The organism is Candidatus Thermodiscus eudorianus, from assembly GCA_015521085.1.
In the GTDB taxonomy this organism is placed as follows: domain Archaea; phylum Thermoproteota; class Thermoprotei_A; order Sulfolobales; family Acidilobaceae; genus Thermodiscus; species Thermodiscus eudorianus.
This window is the reverse complement of record WAOW01000005.1, coordinates 120,422-137,431: the sequence shown is the minus strand read 5'-3', so window position 1 is coordinate 137,431 and position 17,010 is coordinate 120,422. Positions and strand designations below refer to the sequence as shown.

The 17,010-nt window shown below is 49.9% G+C and carries 16 protein-coding genes and 1 tRNA gene; 9 read left to right on the top strand and 8 right to left on the bottom strand.

All coding sequences use genetic code 11. The features are described from left to right. Positions 1-75 precede the first annotated feature (75 nt). Positions 76-154 (bottom strand) — tRNA-Gly (locus F7C38_03880). 204 nt (positions 155-358) lie between these two features. Here F7C38_03880 and F7C38_03875 point away from each other — a divergent pair. Continuing rightward, the gene (locus F7C38_03875) at positions 359-1,078 is read left to right on the top strand and encodes a peroxiredoxin (GenBank protein ID MCE4600683.1); all 720 of its coding nucleotides are present in this window, start codon (positions 359-361) and stop codon (positions 1,076-1,078) included. Positions 1,079-1,113: 35 nt separating this feature from the next. Here F7C38_03875 and F7C38_03870 read toward each other — a convergent pair whose 3' ends face one another. Together F7C38_03870 and F7C38_03865 are read right to left on the bottom strand one after the other, a co-directional pair. Then, a complete protein-coding gene (locus F7C38_03870; protein MCE4600682.1) occupies positions 1,114-3,405 on the bottom strand; it encodes a DEAD/DEAH box helicase in 2,292 nt (763 codons plus the stop codon). Between the two features lie 2 nt (positions 3,406-3,407). Next, positions 3,408-3,878, bottom strand: a complete 471-nt coding sequence (locus F7C38_03865) for a hypothetical protein (protein MCE4600681.1) — start codon at positions 3,876-3,878, stop codon at positions 3,408-3,410. Positions 3,879-3,908: 30 nt separating this feature from the next. Between F7C38_03865 and F7C38_03860 the strand changes: the two genes are divergently transcribed. Then, a complete protein-coding gene (locus F7C38_03860; protein MCE4600680.1) occupies positions 3,909-4,979 on the top strand; it encodes an NAD(P)/FAD-dependent oxidoreductase in 1,071 nt (356 codons plus the stop codon). Here the strand turns inward: F7C38_03860 and F7C38_03855 are convergent. Together F7C38_03855 and F7C38_03850 are read right to left on the bottom strand one after the other, a co-directional pair. Next, on the bottom strand, positions 4,951-5,559 hold the full coding sequence (locus tag F7C38_03855) for a hypothetical protein (protein MCE4600679.1): 609 nt from the start codon (positions 5,557-5,559) through the stop codon (positions 4,951-4,953). The genes F7C38_03860 and F7C38_03855 overlap by 29 nt on opposite strands. A 75-nt stretch (positions 5,560-5,634) precedes the next feature. Then, positions 5,635-5,952 carry a TRAM domain-containing protein gene (locus F7C38_03850; protein MCE4600678.1) on the bottom strand — a complete coding sequence of 106 codons (318 nt, stop codon included), beginning with the start codon at positions 5,950-5,952 and terminating at the stop codon, positions 5,635-5,637. Between the two features lie 182 nt (positions 5,953-6,134). Here F7C38_03850 and F7C38_03845 point away from each other — a divergent pair, with 182 nt between their 5' ends. Genes F7C38_03845 through F7C38_03835 form a run of 3 tightly spaced genes read left to right on the top strand, consistent with a single transcriptional unit; the run spans position 6,135 to position 9,198 of the window. Next, entirely contained in the window at positions 6,135-7,235 is a 1,101-nt protein-coding gene (locus F7C38_03845) for a hypothetical protein (GenBank protein MCE4600677.1), read from the top strand. After that, positions 7,217-8,005, top strand: a complete 789-nt coding sequence (locus tag F7C38_03840; protein MCE4600676.1) for a carbon-nitrogen hydrolase family protein — start codon at positions 7,217-7,219, stop codon at positions 8,003-8,005. Before F7C38_03845 ends, F7C38_03840 begins: the two co-directional genes overlap by 19 nt. Positions 8,006-8,049: 44 nt before the next feature. Beyond that, positions 8,050-9,198: a PhoH family protein gene (locus tag F7C38_03835; protein ID MCE4600675.1), complete on the top strand. Its 1,149-nt coding sequence runs from the start codon at positions 8,050-8,052 to the stop codon at positions 9,196-9,198. A gap of 12 nt (positions 9,199-9,210) precedes the next feature. Here the strand turns inward: F7C38_03835 and F7C38_03830 are convergent, their stop codons facing one another. Continuing rightward, on the bottom strand, positions 9,211-9,540 hold the full coding sequence (locus F7C38_03830) for a hypothetical protein (GenBank protein ID MCE4600674.1): 330 nt from the start codon (positions 9,538-9,540) through the stop codon (positions 9,211-9,213). 108 nt (positions 9,541-9,648) lie between these two features. On the opposite strand from F7C38_03830, the gene leuS reads away from it, so the two are divergent. Continuing rightward, positions 9,649-12,540: a leucine--tRNA ligase gene (gene leuS, locus F7C38_03825; protein MCE4600673.1), complete on the top strand. Its 2,892-nt coding sequence runs from the start codon at positions 9,649-9,651 to the stop codon at positions 12,538-12,540. Between the two features lie 16 nt (positions 12,541-12,556). Beyond that, the gene (locus F7C38_03820) at positions 12,557-13,417 is read left to right on the top strand and encodes a TatD family hydrolase (GenBank protein MCE4600672.1); all 861 of its coding nucleotides are present in this window, start codon (positions 12,557-12,559) and stop codon (positions 13,415-13,417) included. On the opposite strand, the gene F7C38_03815 is transcribed toward F7C38_03820, so the two are convergent. Together F7C38_03815 and F7C38_03810 are read right to left on the bottom strand one after the other, a co-directional pair. After that, on the bottom strand, positions 13,389-14,717 hold the full coding sequence (locus F7C38_03815) for a VWA domain-containing protein (GenBank protein MCE4600671.1): 1,329 nt from the start codon (positions 14,715-14,717) through the stop codon (positions 13,389-13,391). The genes F7C38_03820 and F7C38_03815 overlap by 29 nt on opposite strands. Positions 14,718-14,724: 7 nt before the next feature. Then, positions 14,725-15,852 (bottom strand): MoxR family ATPase, encoded by a 1,128-nt coding sequence (locus F7C38_03810; GenBank protein ID MCE4600670.1) that lies wholly within the window; start codon positions 15,850-15,852, stop codon positions 14,725-14,727. 130 nt (positions 15,853-15,982) lie between these two features. Here F7C38_03810 and cdd point away from each other — a divergent pair, with 130 nt between their 5' ends. Next, positions 15,983-16,402, top strand: coding sequence for a cytidine deaminase (gene cdd / locus F7C38_03805; protein MCE4600669.1), 420 nt, complete (start codon positions 15,983-15,985; stop codon positions 16,400-16,402). Positions 16,403-16,549: 147 nt separating this feature from the next. Beyond that, on the top strand, positions 16,550-16,987 hold the full coding sequence (locus tag F7C38_03800) for an OB-fold nucleic acid binding domain-containing protein (GenBank protein ID MCE4600668.1): 438 nt from the start codon (positions 16,550-16,552) through the stop codon (positions 16,985-16,987). Positions 16,988-17,010: the final 23 nt, after the last annotated feature.

The window sequence follows — 17,010 nt, the reverse complement described above, 5'->3', positions numbered from 1 at the left end:
TGCTGGAAGAAGTAACGAACCGTGATATTAACTCTCTAGGAGTATCGGTGTTTCTATAGAGTTAGGATAGGAGCCTGGTGCGGCGGCCGGGATTTGAACCCGGGACCTCCGGCTTGGCAGGCCGGCGTCCTAGTCCAGGCTAGACGACCGCCGCTCCCTTTGTTCCTTGATCGATCTCCGGGGTTTATTAGGATTCTCTTAGCCGTGTTCCACAGTGCCAGCGCAATTGTACAATATAATAGTGTGCGTCAGAGTCTTTATCTTTTTAATGATTTCATACAGGTGTGTGGATACATAGTGAAACTTAAATACAAGTACTTATCCGAAGCTATTTCGGATAAGTGCTAGGGTGAGAGACATGCCCGGAGAAATCCCACTCATAGGAGAGAAGTTCCCCGAGATGGAAGTCGTCACCGACCACGGAGTCGTGAAGCTGCCAGACGCCTTCAAGGGCAAATGGTTCGTGCTATTCAGCCACCCTGCAGACTTCACGCCAGTATGTACAACCGAGTTCGTAGCCTTCTCCCTAAGATACGAGGACTTCAAGAAGCTGAACACCGAACTCATAGGGCTCAGCGTTGACAGCAACTTCAGCCATATCAAGTGGAAGGAGTGGATAGAGAAGGAGCTAGGAGTGAAGGTTCCCTTCCCAATAATCGCGGACCCACAGGGCAATGTCGCCAAGAAGCTAGGTCTCCTCCATGCCGAGAGCAGTACTCACACCGTCAGGGCCGTGTTCGTGGTTGACGATAAAGGTGTCATAAGGACGATACTCTACTACCCGCTGGAGCTCGGAAGGCTAATAGACGAGATCTTAAGGATAGTGACTGCGCTACAGATCAGCGACAAGTACGGCAGAGCCGTGCCAGCCAACTGGCCTAACAACGAGATCATAGGCGACAAGCTCATAGTACCACCGCCAGGCACCTACAGCGAGGCGATGGAGAGGATGAAGCAGTTCAAATGCAAGGACTGGTGGTTCTGCTGGGACGACAACGCCAGCGAAGAGGAGAAGAACCTAGCTAGGGGCTTCATAGAGAGAGCCGCTAAGAAGCCCGAGAAGCTCCTAGCAGAGTAGTCCCGCGTCACTCATTAGCCTCTTTTTCCCCTTACCTAGGCGATCGGCTTTCCTTCGATTCTTGCTTCACTGACTCTGGTTACTCCACGCCTTTCTAACTCGAATACATGCCTTAGTATTCTGTAGGCATTAGTCCTCGATAGAAACTGGTTGTTGTTACCGCAGTAGGGACTGAACACGCATTTCGGACACCCGTCCTCGCAATCGCATTCTACCAGGATTTTCTCGGTTACCTCGTGTATCCTCTCTAGCCTCTCGTAGACTAGTCTGGCAGCGCCGTGGCCCCCGGGCACCGAGTCGTAGATTACTATGTGGCCTGAGGGATAACTCACCCCTCCTAGATCCGTTTCAGCTGCACCCACCACTGGTTTAGCCGCCGATATGAGTGCGTGTTCTAGCGCGTGGTATCCGCTGATCAAGGCTACCGGGCTAGATATTCCCGGGTTGGGGTATCTTGTTACAAGGGCTTTTGTGTAATATGACCATGTTAGTGGTTCCTTGTAGTCCATCGTGTAGAGCTTTCTCCCCGTATATTCCTCTCTGACGATGTATCCGCTTACTATAACTACTAGTTTTACGTCGGCATAAACTAGTTTCAATGGCCCTATCTGCCTGGATTCCAGGGGTATTATCTCCGTTACGTCCACTGTGTAGAGCGGCTTTGTGTAGAAATTAACATCTGCTCCAAGCCTTCTCACCTCGGCTATCATTCTCTCTAGGTCGAGTTTAACCGATAGGTAGGAGCGGCCCATATGATAGTAGATTGCCCCGGGATACAGGTCGTATAGGGCGGGAGGCAGGTCTCTATAGCCAATCTTTTTGCCCTGCTCGACTATAGAGACCCGTATTCCAACGCTCCGTAACCCGCCGTGTTTCTCGACGAATATCCTAGCCCTGCTCCAGTCAGGATAGATTTTATCCTTAGCATTCTTGAGCAGGCCCAGCTTCTCCACCTCTTTCACGACGCTTCTCAGCTCCATGGGGAGCGACTCCGGGTTGACGAATCCCTCTTGCATTGCTAGAGCTACCAAGTGGAGCTTCGCTACCTCTCTGTTAGAGGGTTCGATATAACTTGGATCTGGCTCCTGCGAGAAGAATTCCCTCGGCCTCCTAGCGAAGTAGGACTCAATGGGGTTGTCTCCTAGCAATGTTATTACTATGCCCGGTCTGTCGCGTCTACCAGCCCTACCAGCCCTTTGTAGATAGCTTGAGAAGCTATGCGGCAAGTTAACCATTAGGACGGCGTCTAAATCCCCTATATCTACGCCTAGCTCCATTGTGGGAGTTGCAACTATTGCCATAAGGCTGCCGTTGCGGAACTCGTCCTCAATCTTTTTCCTGTAGTCGCTGGGTAGCCCGGCTCTATGAACCCCTACTTTGACCCCGACGCTTTTCCTGGTTATCCTGGCTACAAGCTCTGCCATTTGTTGGCTGTCGACAAAGGCTAGGGTCTTTAGCCCCATACGGACTAGCAATCCTATTATAGACGCTGCGAGGCTCCATCTACTCCCGGATCCTACGTTTACTAGGACGTGTATAGCTGTTCCCTTCCTTCTCCTTGGACCCTCTACTATCTTCGGCGTCGAGCCGAATAGTCTCTCGCCTAGCTCCCTGGGATTTCCTATGGTCGCGCCTGCGCCGATATGTCTAAGCTCTCCTGTTATCTTTTCGAGCCTATAGAGAACCCATTTTACGTGGGTTCCAAACACGCCGCGGTATACGTGCATCTCGTCGAGGACTAGTATGCTCGCCCTTGAGACTAGCCTCTTTATCCTAGACGAGTGTATCAAGCCATAGTGTAGCATATCCGGGTTTGTTACTAGTATATGGGGTGGCTCGGAATATATCTTGTCTCGTTCTCCGCTTGGAGTGTCACCGTCCAGAACCGCGACATGGTAGCCTAGGTGCCCCTCGGCCAGCCTCTTCATCCTAATGTACTGGTCCCTTGCAAGCGCTTTGGTCGGATAAGAGATTATGGCGTAGGGCCTAGCAATATCCTCGCCTCGACGCAGCATATCGTCTAGGAGTGGTATCATGAACGCCTCTGTCTTGCCAGTACCCGTGCCAGCTACGATCACCATATCGTTGCCCGATCTATAAGTTTCGAGTGCATCGCGTTGGAAGGAGTATAGCTTCTCTATACCATAAGCTCTTAGAGCCCTTTTGAGTTGAGGCGTCATATCCACTTCCTCAAGGCTGACAAGCTTGTCTGAGCCGCTGCTGGTCTCTACCTCAACGTGGATTATGCTACCCTTTTGACGCTTCGCGGCTAGGTCTAACCGGGCTATCAGGTCTCTGAGTTCTTGGCTTACCTCGTTGATTGACACTCCTACTCTACACCTGTGTTCCAGTTGTATCTTCTAACATGCTTTGATAGACCAAGCACCTCTAGAGCCTTCTCTATAGACCAAGCATACTTGGGGTCTCCTCTAAGCCTCCTGATTTTTCTTTTAGCTAAACGGGCTTCCAGAACTAGTTCTCCTTCATCATTAAAAACCTTGAATAACCCCTTGATATGCCCCCTAGAGTTTAGGATTAGCCATGCATGAACCACCAGAGACCCCCGGGGGACCTCCAGTTTTACTACACCAGCTACTCCTCTCTTATACGTACCACGGCCCTGTATGGCTGGTTTTGAAACTATTTCCGCGGAGCCATCACTATGTATAAGGACTACAACTGCCCTGGCCGCATGCAGCCCCGATACGCTTTTCGTAGCCTCTACTGGAAGCTCTAATCTAGCCAATCCCTGCAGGCCCTCCGAGCACTTGTATTGGTTGGAGGCTTTAACTCCCTTCACCACGCACCAGGAAGTTATGGGAGTGGATAATTGACTGGATCTGACGTGGTCGTCGTCGGTTTAGGGCCTAGTGGCGCGCTTTTCTCCTGGATGGCGGCTTCTATGGGCTATCGCGTTGTAGGATACGATTTCCAGAGAACCTATCGAAAGCCTTGTGGCGACGCCGTCGTCGTCAATAGAGAATACGAAGCTCTGCTCCGCCGATCTAATAGTATAACTGGAATCGTTAGGAGGCATATAATTGATATTGACGGGGAGAAGACTATTGACATAGATCATAGCCGTCCAGCGTGGTACATTATCGATAAAGCCGGGTTCGTCGATTACCTGAGAGAAGCGGCTTTGAGCGAGGGTGCACACGTCGTCTATAAGCAGGTTAAGCCGGAAAGCGTTGGAGGACATGTAGTGGTCGATGCTAGAGGCCCCTACGCACATTCCTCAAACAGAAACGCATGGATAATGGCCTATAGAGCCCTCGTGAAAAGCGATGCATGGCCCGAGGATACTGCGCTGCTACGATTCGAGACTACTTCATCGGGGATCCTGTGGATTTTCCCGGGCAACCGTAGGGGAGTTGTTAATGTGGGCGGCGGGGTCAAGGGCGCTTCTATAAGCGAGGTTAAACGGTATATTATCTCGATTGTCAGGGAGAGGCTGGGGAGTAATGCTGAAGTCATAGAGGAGTCGGTTGCGCCAATAGCCGTTTACTCCAAGGTTGACCCAGTCAGAGGGAGGGTCGTCAAGCTGGGCGAGGCTGGCGGTCTGATAAACTCCGCTGGGGGAGAGGGTATCCGGATGGCTCTTCTCTCGGCTCTGAGGACGAAGGAGATCCTAGCCGAGGGCCTGGAGGGATTCAACAGTAAGTATCCTAGCACGATACGGGACATAGCCTCCGAGGCTATCTTATCACGAAGGCTTCTCTACGCTATGGAGAGAGCTAAGCCCGGTCTTGGGAGAGAGATATTGACTGGGCTACCTGTATCGTTTTGGCATGGGTTCCTGAGGGGCGAGCTATCTAGGACTCTGATAGCGAGATCGCTGATTAGCAGGCCTAGGACTGCTCTGCTAGTCCTCAGAGCTCTCTTATCCTCTCAAGCTTAGACTCTATAGATTCTAGCCTAGACGACTTTCCTTGCCTGCATATAGTGTAGTGTAGCACAGAGTCGGCCACCCTAATAGTTGCACTGAAGTTGCCTCCTTCGACCTCTACTGCCCCATCGTCTCTGAGTGAAACCTTGTATCCCTTCATTTTGAGGAACCTATACACTACCTCGGGGGCCAGCCTTTGCCTCTCCTTAGACTCCTCCGTCTTCATTAGCTCCTTTAACCGCATCTCCGCTTTCTCGGCTACTGGCGGGCAGGATTCACGGTATTCTTGCGCTAAGGCTTTCAGGATACTCTGTAGGACGTCTTCTACATTCGTGGATTTGACGTAGGTTACTAGGGCGTCGAAATCCTCCGAGTCTAGATAGTCTAGTAGCCTGTAGGGGTCTCCGCCGAACACCGTGAACTTGTATTTCTCCTCTGCCTTGCTAAACCTGTTCCTTATCTCGTTGAAGGCGCTTATCGGTATCTTCTCGGCATACCTGGACAGTATGTGGTTTACTATGTGCCTCAGGAAGTCTTTTGTGGGCCTGCACTCTATGGGTTCTTGCCTTTCCATACCTTGACCGGATGCCAATTCTCTTCACCGCTATTAGACGCAAGTGCTAGGTAGTGTTGTTCCACTTATTTCCATTAGAGCGTTGCATCTCCTCTAATCCTTTTCTTCCTTTTTTATCGACCCTAGAGCCTTCCTCCCTCTGACCCTCTTTATCTTCACCCTGACAGTTTCCCCTGGTTCAAGATCCTCGGAAGACTCATCAACTGCTATCTCGTACCCCGAGTATAGGCCGATAGGCCTGCCTTCATCGTCTACCCCTGTTATCCTAATCTTGACCGTTGTCCCCTCTCTCACTGGTGGCGAGCGCCTCTTGTTGTCGCTTTCCGGATTCTTGTATGTGGGGTATATGCTTAACCTCTCATAACTTGTAGAATAAGGGTCTCGCTTTTTCCTCTTCGAGTTCCTGGACACACGGATCCACCGGGCTTCTGGTAGGGGGATAGCGTCTAGGGGATTTAAAGGATAGCTTGTCTCTTCTTTAGATATAGGATGAAGAGCAGAGGCGCCTGAAGCCAGGATGAGGAGGCTGAGCTACGCTGACCGCTATATCCCCGCGTAGATACGTCTACTCGCCTGTACTGGTCTTAGCCCTTGTGTTTGTCATTGCTATATCCGTGTATACGGGTTACGAGTCGTATAGATACGCGTTGGCCAACAGTAAGAGCGATCAACTCTATGTTAGCGACGAGATATATTATGTTGATTCTGCCCGGCGGTATCTTGAGTTTATATTCGATGTAGATGTCAATGCCTCGATGTATAGCAATAAGACCAATACAGACTATTTTAACCTAGAACATCCACCGCTTGGCAAATATCTTATTGCTCTGTCTATGATACTTTATGGAGACAACCCCCTTGGATGGCGCATGCCTGGAATCATCGAATCGGGGCTTATTGTACTATTTATGGGATGGACCCTTCTCTTAGCCGGAAAGAACAGAATAGCTGGGGCTCTGGCAAGCATAGCGGGCGTAGCTGCACTCGGATCCGAGAAACTATTGGCCGTTTCCGGTTCTATAGCCATGCTAGACATACACCTAGCGTTCTTCACATCACTCACGGTATCATTCCTCCTTCTAGGAAAGAGACGCCCAGCTCTTATAGCGGGGAGCCTAGCTTTATCGACCAAGCTCAGCGGCGCGGCATCGATAGTAGCAGTGATGCTATACGATCTCTATCGGGAGGGCTCTGTGAGGGTTAAAGCTAAGAGACTATCGGAAGACGTGTTGATACCATTTATCATCTATGTCGCCCTAATGATCCCTCTAATAGCATACTTCGGCCCGGTGGATATAGTAAAGGAGACTCTGTCGGCCTTGAAGTGGCACGTGACTTCAAGGCCCCCTGGTCCTCCTACATCAACTCCGCTAGGCTGGATACTCAATAGCAACCCGTTTTATTACTCGTTTAAGCCAGCGGCTCAGGCAGCTACCCTAAACACGATTTTACATTTAACTGTCCTCATAGTAATGGCTCCGCTGGTCTATGTTGCTACAAAGTGCAGGTCTGACCAGCTACTTGTCGGCCCCCTAAACTATCTATCGGTCCTGATTATCTACGCCCTGGTGTGGGTTCTCGGCAACAGGACCCTCTATAGTTTCTATTCTGTCCAGTTGATCCCTCCGATGGCCGCTACAATAGGCTCGCTGGTTATAGTTGGAGGTGTGATAAGATGCCAGAGATACGATTAGCGCTGGCAGAACTCACCCGTGGTGAGACTCCTAGAGAATCGCTGAAGGCCGCGAAGCTCGTTCTCAACGCTATAAAGAGAGTTCTCTCCGATGATCTTACAGTATTGTTTCCGGAGAATTGGCTAACAAGAAATGTAGTGGAAGAGAACGACTATATATCAATTATTGAAGGTTTATACGCGGAATACGGCTATCCGATATTTTCTGGTCTAGCTTATATTAGGGATAGCGAACGCATAGTCAGCCGCGGATACTTTGCTGGCGATCGTGGAGTTACGGGTATATGTGAGAAACATTTCCCTAGCAAGGCTGTTGGGGAGAGAGGCTGGGTTTCGCCCGGTAGCTTAGCTAGGATCGTAGAGGTGAACGGGGTTAAGATTGGTTGCTTGGCGTGCGTCGACGTCTTCTACCCGGAGATGGCCCGGGATCTAGTGGTTAGAGGCGTGGATTTAATCTACAATCCTGCATCGATACCTAGCGATAGAGTTAGACTCTGGCAGGGGATTCTATCTACGCGCGCAGCTGAGAACATAGTCTTCACTGCTGGAGTTAACACCATTGGGGTAACATATCCCGATGGCAGGTTTACTGGTGGGGGTAGCGCTGTATTCAAGCCAGACGGCCAGCCAGTAGAGGCTCTTAGGGGCATTGACGTCGTTAGGGTGTACCGTATAGAGACCGAGTTTATCGATGATATCAGAAAACGATGGGCATTCAGAGAAGACTTAATTAGCAGACTCTCTAGCATCTACTCCAGGCCGGGTCGCTAACTCTTAATTCGCCTCCTAGAGACCCATCTATGGGGGTGGAGAAAATGGATGAGGGCCTGGCCAACGTATTTGACAAGCTGGAACCCTTAAGCAAGGGACAGGAGAGACTCTTCTCCGTATTGCGTAGCGAAGACGTTAATATCGTTGGTGTGTTTGGGCCCACTGGGACCGGTAAAAGTTATGTGACCCTAGCATACGGGCTACAGTCTCTATCTAGGAAGCGCTATAAGAGGATAGTGATAGCTAGGCCCATTATAGATGTTACAACGGGTCAAGAGGTAACCATTACCAGTGATCCAGAGCACTATGTTAAGTTAGCGAGCGAGTACATAGCTGATATTGCCTCGTCCCTGGCTGGAGAAGACGTCATCGGGAAACTAGTAGAGGCAAGGAAGCTTGTCTTGGTAGATCCTCACCTGCTTCGGGGTAGGAGTTTTGACGATTCACTGATCATCCTAGACGATGCCCAGAACGCTGCTCCAGAGACCATAGTAGAGATAATCACGAGACTAGGCAATAACTCTAGGCTCATAATAGCGGGAGACCCTATATTCCAGAAGGGTCCCCGCAGCGAGGGGATCGTGCTCGCGAGAGAAATACTTATGGGTGAAGAGAACGCCGAGATAATTGATCTCGGAGTGAAGGATATAATCCGGCCGGGCGCCAGGCTCGGACTCCGCTTACTTTTGGAATTACAGGTTAGGAGGAGGCGCATGAGCGAGATAGAAGAGAGGATCGCCGAGGAGGCTAGGAACATCTCGCCGGACGCAGATATAATAAATGTAGCGTATCTTGTTGATCTGAAGAAGAAGTGGGGCATTGAGAGCGATCATGTCCCCGACGCATTAATACTCGTCAAGGAGGGCCATCTAGGAAGGTTAATCGGACACGGAGGAGAGAGGATAGCCAGGATAGAGGAGGAAACAGGTTTAAGCCTCAGGGCGGTACAGCTTACACTGGACTTTAAAGAGTATATCAGGGCAATACACCCAGTGGCTTGGGTACACAAGCATGTCATCGACTTTGACTTTGCTGGCCCGGAGCTGAGGCTTCTGGTTAGCAAGGGTAACCTAGGGCCTGTAATCGGCCAGAAAGGAATCTATATAAAATTCGTTGATGAGGTATTCCGCAACCTGTTCGGGTTCGGTGTATACGTAGTTGAAAGCAGGGAAGGGGGAAGGAGAAAGCGGTAAACCCTAATTGTTTTATTCCTCCTCGACATCGTAGAGTTCAACCACTACCCTAGCCCGGACCCTGTCGCTGGAGAAAGGAGGGACATTCTCGCCTAGATCCACTGCAAAGACCACATTATTGCCTAGATCGTCGGTAAATCTAACCTCCGCTACATATCTGGGCCTCGGCCCTCCTGACTCGGCTATCTTCATGGCGGCCTCCATTATCCTGGAGAGAGCCATCTGAAACGCCACCGGGCTAGATAGGTCTTCGGGCTTTAGGACTATGCTCTGCATTCCACTCATCACTTTCCCTATCCGTGCCTTACCATAGTACTCCTTCTTTACCTCGGACTCTTCCATCTCGTATTACACCGTGCCAGTCAGTATTGTCCGGGGTATTATTGCCTTTAATAGACAGAGGAAGAGATTTCTTCCCCAGAGGCTTATGGAGAGAGGAGGGTGTGCTGCTTGTCAGCCAAGCGCGGCCACGCAGACCTAGTCGAGACCTTGAAGAAGATCGAAGAGAAGTGGCAGAAAGAGTGGGAGAAAGCTGGCGTATTCGAGCCGGAGCCTGACGAGGCAAAACCGAAGTTCTTCGTAACGTTTCCTTTCCCCTATGTTAACGCGTATCCGCATCTAGGCGGTGCATTCACTATACTTAGGGCGGACATAACTGCACGTTATAAGAGGTTGAGAGGCTATAATGTACTATTTCCGCAGGGTTGGCATGCTACGGGAGGGCCAATCGTAGCCTCTGCTCTACGATTAAGGGAGGGCGACCCCAGCATAATTAGAACACTAAAAATGATGGGTGTGGAGGAGGAAGAGCTGGATAAATTCAAGGACCCGGCCTACTGGGTCTACTACTTTACCAGGGGATGGAAGAGGGATTTGAAGAGGTATGGCATGAGTATCGACTGGAGGAGGGAGTTCTACACGACCAGCTTGAACCCTTACTACAGCAAGTTCGTTGAATGGCAGTATTTGAAGTTACGCGAGAAAGGGCTCGTTGGCAAGGGAGAGCATCCTGTGGTGTGGTGTCCTAAGGAGAAGAAGGTTGTCGGAGACCATGACCGGTTAGACGAGTATGCTGGCATTAGCCCTGTCGAGGCCGTTATAATTAAGTTTAGACTAGACGATGGGACGGTCGTGCCGGCACTGACATTCAGGCCCGAGACTGTCTATGGTGTGACTAACATCTGGGTTAGACCCGACTATACATATCTTATAGTCGACGTCAATGGTGAAAGATGGATTTTAAACACTTATATGAGAGATGAACTGGCCGATCAAAAATTCGAAGTCAACACGGTCGACACTATATCAGGGCGGGAACTACTGGGTAAGGTCGCTAGAAACCCCGTTAACGGAGACTGGGTCCCGATACTGCCAGCCACATTCGTAGACCCCGAACTGGGTACCGGGATAGTTATGAGCGTGCCGGCCCATGCCCCCTACGACTATATAGCCCTAAAAGAGCTACAGGAGAAGCCCGAACTCCTCGAAAAATACGGGCTAGCGCCTGACATCGTTAGAGGCCTAAAGCCGATACCCCTAATCAAAGTTGAGGGTTACTCTTCAATACCAGCAAAGGATGCGGTGGAAGCCCGGGGAATCAAGAGTCAGGAAGAACGTGAGAAGCTTGAAGCCGCGACCAAGGAGGTCTACTCTAAGGAGTACCATACTGGCGTTCTATTAGACGTGGCGGGACAGTGGTCGGGTAGAAGGGTCATCGACGCTAAGAAGGAGATCGTAGAGTGGATGGAGAAGCAGGGCTTTGCTATCCAGATATATACACTGCCCTCCCGTGTATACTGTCGTTGTGGCGCGCGAACCCATGTTAAGATTGTATCCAATCAGTGGTTCTTGCTCTATAGTAACCCAGAGTGGAAGAGACTAGCCCATAGGGCTGTTGACAGGATGCGATTCTACCCCTTGAGGCTACGAGAGGTTTTCCACAGTACTATAGACTGGCTTAGGGATTGGGCGTTTACGCATCAACGGGAGCTGGGCACTCCCCTGCCCTGGGACAGGGAGTGGGTGATCGAGAGTCTAAGCGACTCAACGATATACATGGCGTATTACACTATAGCGAAATACCTGCAGAACCCGGAGACGTATGGGATAAAGCCTGAACAGCTAAAGCCAGAGTTGTTCGACTATATATTCCTAGGTAAGGGTGATGCAGAAAGCGTTTCGGAGGCTACAGGTATCTCTGTGGAACTTCTGGAGGCTATGAGGAGAGAGTTCCTCTACTGGTACCCCGTCGACGCCAGAATTAGCGGTAAGGATTTAATTCCAAATCATTTGACATTTTTCATATTTCACCATGTCGCCATATTTGACGAGAAACACTGGCCTAGAGGAATAGGGGTCAACGGCTGGATACTTGTAGAAGGAGAGAAGATGAGCAAGGCGAAGGGTAACTTCATACTCCTAAGACAAGCTCTAGATTGGTGGGGAGCCGATGCTACCCGGTGGGCAGAGGTACTCGCTGGCGCGGACGCTGGACTCGATGACGCCAATTTCGAGCCTAGCGTGGCCGAAAAAGCTGTTGAGGAACTCGTTTGGTGGATTAAGTTCGCCGAGTCGAATTACGGTAGAGGACGAACCTATAGATTAGTTATTGATGATTGGTTTGAGAGCGTGTTAAACAAGACTATTCTCGAAGTCACTAAAGCTATGGATGATATGAATTATAAAACAGCTCTGGTGAAGGCTTACTATGGAATGCAAGCCCACTATAAATGGTATCTCAAGAGAGCTGGATCCCCCAATAAAGAATTACTAAAGAAATACATAGAAAGCGTTACACTCATGATAGCACCCTTCGTGCCACACGTCGCCGAGGAAACTTGGAGTAGAATTGGCAAGAAGCCCTTCGTATCGCTAGCTAGATGGCCGGAAGCAGACGAGACAAAGATAAACGACGAAGTGGAGAGGGCTGAGGAGATTATAAGAAGGGTCATTGATGACATCAAAGAAATCAAGAAATTCGTTAGAGATCCGCACAAGGCTAACGTGGTTGTAGCCGCTTCATGGAAATACGAGTTCGTACGAAGCATAATTGAAGCTAGGAAGAAGGGATTCGACCTCCGGTCTTCTATTAAAGAGGCGATAAAGGCTCTTCCGAGCGAATACAAGAAAGAGGCTGGAAAGCTGGTTCCGGTTATAATGCAGAACCCTGATATTCTGAGTTTGTACGTAGAGAGACACTTAGAGCTGAAGTCTTTGAGGGAAGCAGGAGAGTTCATCGCTAGAGAGACCGAATTGAGCGAAGTCTCTATCAAGGTTGAGGAGGAGTATAGTCCAGGTAAGAAGATAGCCCTGCCATCCAAGCCAGCGATCATATTAGAGTGAGAGGGGTGCACGCTCTATGAGCATACCCGTGGCTGATGCACATACACATACAAACCCGGCGAGGGGTCTGGGCGCCGCTAAAATAGCGGATAGATTTCATAGGAGTGGAGGCTGGTTTATGGCTATCGTTGCGTTGCCTCCATGGGCGTATGGTCTAGACTTTGCAGGGATAGAGTCCTACAGAGAGGTCTTAGATATTCTGACTAGAGAATGTATGGCAGCCGAAGAGGCTGGCCTTAAAGTCTCATGCCTAGCCGGGTTTCATCCGGCCGACGTCGACAAGCTGATAGACAAGTATAGAATGGATCCTAGAGAAGTGTTGGAGCTTGGCTTGCGTGTAGTCGAGGAATACGGCAATGCTTGTCGTGATGGGTTCCTAGATGGCATAGGAGAAGTTGGTAGACAGCACTATAAGACGACTGCTGAAAGAGTTATCATAAGCGAGATCATACTGGAGAGGGCCCTAGAGATAGCCAATGATGACGATTGTATCGTACACATGCACCTCGAAAACATGGGGTCCGTGACTATAGATCTCGTTGACAGGTACGTTGAGAGGATCGGCGCTTCCAAGGTCAAGCACCGGATAGTATTCCATCATATGAAACCAGGCCACTCTGTATATGCATCCAAGCTAGGATATCCAGCCACCATACCGGGCACGCCGGAGTTACTCAAGAACGTGTTAGGCAAGACGCCTCCGGTGTTTATGCTTGAAAGCGATCATATCGACGATCCGATGCGTCCCGGCGCCGTTGTGTATCCCTGGGTCATGGCTGACCAGGTAAACCGGTTGCGTAAACGTGTCGGCGACGATTACCTTCATAGAATAAATATTGATAATATAGTTAATGTTTATAGGGTTTCGCCTCCCTAGAGGATCTCTCTATCGAATCCACTACTTTAAGCACTTCTTCGCTGGACAGTCTTACAGCATTCATATAACTGGTTGACACCGCTTTTAGAGACGGATTATCGCCGCCTATCATTATCGTATGTATTTTTACTTTATTTCTAAGTATTATACTATTCAGTACCGATATCGATAGACGATCCTCGCCGTCAGTAATTAACACGACATCAACGTCTTCTGCCCTCCTCCCCTTTCGGTCACTGATATCGTCTACCGCGACAGCGATAGCCCTAGTTATATCAGTCCCTCCACTCGCCTTCACAGTCCCCAGATATTCCAGGAGCCTAACGATATCCCTAGGCCTAGCCCTTCTACTTATACTCATCAAACTATGTGGGATCGCGTCGAAGAATCTTACATAGAAGGGCCTATTCTCCCTAAGTGCTGCTTGAAAAAGAGCTACCGCCACGGCCCTGGCCCAGTCGATTTTACTACCAGCCATGCTACCGCTCTTGTCTAGCAACACGTAGATGGGTCCCTCCTGGAGGTTAAACACTCTCGTATAGAGAAGTAGCTTTGACTCAGCGTATAGTGTATAGAATACCTCGTCGGGTAGGGCTAGTTGTGTCGGGTGAAGTCTCTCCACGTCACTACCGAGTTCTATGCCTTCAATCCATCCTTTAGGGAACCTCTCGGTTCTCCTAGCGAACCTTGATGGAATCTTGACTCCCGATAGCTTCTCCAAGACCTTGGCTACGTCTGTTCTCCTCACAAGGTATAGTATTGCTTCGAGAACGTCTTCGAAGGCGAGTTCCGACGTGTTGCCCGCGAGAGCACTGTTTACCAGCGATTCCACGCTTTTTGCTAGCTTTGAATCGATTTCAGCTTGTTGAAGTGCTAGCGATACTGCCCTTTTGATGTGCCCGTCAATACTATTCTTGTCCTCCCCGTTGAGATCCTGGGAAGTTAGCGAGCGCGGCATGTTGCGGATTACTCTCTCTAGGATGGATGCTGAGGCCACTAGGCTAGTCATCCTGTCGACTACCGTCTGCGGCTTCACCCTCCAGAAGCCAGCATCGTCGAGTATGGACCTCACTATGATAGCCTTTACTCTGCTAGCCTCATCATTCTCCTCGGTCTCAGGATGTGCTACCCTAGGCAGGGGTAGGTAGAACGAGTAGTAGATTGATGCAGCGAGTTGGGCGTCTAGCCATTCAGGCTGGCTCAGAGATCCGAGTAGCTTTTGCACTAGCCTAATGACTAGGCTTCCTTGGTATTCTACTACGACGTCCGATATGTTTCCCGTCTCAACTAGCAGCTTCATCCCTTTATCACACATTTAGCTTCGACATTACCTTGTCGATCAAGTAATCTATCTCCTCCATTATCTCGCTCGCCCGTTTAATTATTTCTTGATCGTCTATTCCCTCGACCAAAGCTTGAATCTTGGATCGCGTCGCCTTTAGGCTTCTATAATAGTCTATCAGGCGTGGATCGAATGAGGCTACCTTGTCTATCACCTCTCTTGTCTTCTCTAGGTTTACCTTTATTGCTTCTAGTTCCCTTAGGATTCTCTCCTTTGTTTTCAGTTCCTCTGTTAGTATTGTGTTTATTTTAGTGAAATCCTCGGGGTCTCTGGGCACAGTGTACTTGAGCACTATTAGGTCCTGCTCTGTCGCATATGTTCGCCCCTCTAGCAGTGCGTTCGCCGCTATAGCTTTCAGTATCTTCCCTTTCCTTCTGTCGGTTATGTGTAGATTCTTATCCTCTAATACCATATATATTCTTATTAATTTATCTTTTATATTGTATACGTCTATGTTATAGAGTATGAACTCGCGCGCCCGCCTGACCTCCTCCAAGCTCATTACAGGCTCGGACGACTCGTACCCTCTCCTCTCTATCTCCCACGACGCCGACAACAATGGGTCCCATAGTTCCGGTGGTAAAGGCTCTACCCTGTGCCTGAAAAGGAATCTATCATAGAGCGCCTGCAATTCTTGCTCCTCGGGTACGTTGTTTGAGGCGGCTATTATAGTCCAGAGGTTAGTCCTCAACTCTGTATAACCGTCGTAGACAATCCTCTCCTGCATTATACTGAGCAAGCTGTTCAACACGGCACTACTAGCGTTAAATATCTCGTCTAAAAACGCTATCTCTGCCTCAGGCAGCTTCCCCCGTGTTATCCTCCTATACTCACCTTCTTTAAGAGCCCTGATGTCTAAAGGCCCGAGCAGCTCACCGGGCTCGGTATATCTGGTCAACAGGTACTTGAAGAACCTTGCTTCGACTAGGGTAGCAAGTCTCCTGGCTAGGGCGCTCTTCGCAGTACCGGGCTCGCCTAGAAGCAATACGTGCTCTCCGGTTATCAGGGCCATTACGAGGAGGCGGGCCTCCTCGTCTCTGCCCACGAAAGGCTTCTTCAGCTCTTCGTACAATGTCCTCACACGTTTGACCATTATTTCATGTTCCTGCTTCTGCAACTCTTTCTGCCCCTTAGCCTTCCCCTCTATGGCTCATTGGAATCGGAGTGTTAATCTATTTCTCCTAATCTAGGCGTGCTACACGGTTAATATGGGGTGCCTGGTTGTGGAGAACTGCGAGGTCCCAGGCGAGTTACTTGAAGCGGCGCTCTCCGTGTCGGGGAACTCTTACGCTCGATATTCGGGGTTTCGCGTAGCAGCGGCTGTCAGGGACGAAAGAGGCCGTGTTTTTAGCGGTGTCAACGTGGAGAACTCTAGCTACGGACTGACAGTATGCGCCGAAAGGGTAGCTGTTTTTAACGCGGTTACTCATGGAGCGAGGGAGATCAAAGATGTGTTGGTTCTTGCCTTAGATAGCGACTATCCCGTTCCCCCGTGTGGAGCTTGCCTGCAGGTTTTGAGGGAGTTTTCTAGTGGTGATGCAATTGTCTATATGGTGTCGGGAAGGACCTGGAGGTGCCGTGTAATGAGACTCGGAGAGCTGTTACCCTTAGGTTTCACCCTGGAGGGGCGGTCAATGGAGTAACCTGTCTTCATATACTGGTCTGGTGAAACCAGTCCTCTCATCCCGCCCTGTATCTCAAGTCCTCTAGCCAATACTATAATAACCCCAGTTAGGGATAGCCTATCCGGCCCGTATAGGGGCTCTGTATCGGGAACAGGGAGAATCGTATTGGAGAGCGGAAGAGAAGAGGTTAGGAAGATCTCCTCTCTCCGTGAAGGAGAGAATGACGTCAACGTCCGTGTAAGAGTTATCAAGACTATGGATCCAAAGGTTGTAGAGACGCGTAAAGGGCCTAGGACTATAAGTGAAGCGATTGTCGGCGATGAGACTGGTAGGATAAAGATGACGCTCTGGGGGAAGCACGCTGGAACGCTGCAGGAGGGCCAGGCTGTAGAGGTTAGTGGTGCATGGACGACCTCCTATAGAGGCGAAGTCCAGTTAAACGTGGGATATAGAGGCGATATTAAGGAGGTTTCCGACGAAGATGTTGCCAGCGAGGAGGAGATACCAGAGGAGACTCCAAAGGCGACTCGGGGCTACTCTGGGAGAGGAGGATTCTATAAGGGCGGATTTGGCGGTTATCGATCGAGGAATAGGCCTAGATAACTTGTACTCCTTGCTATACCTAT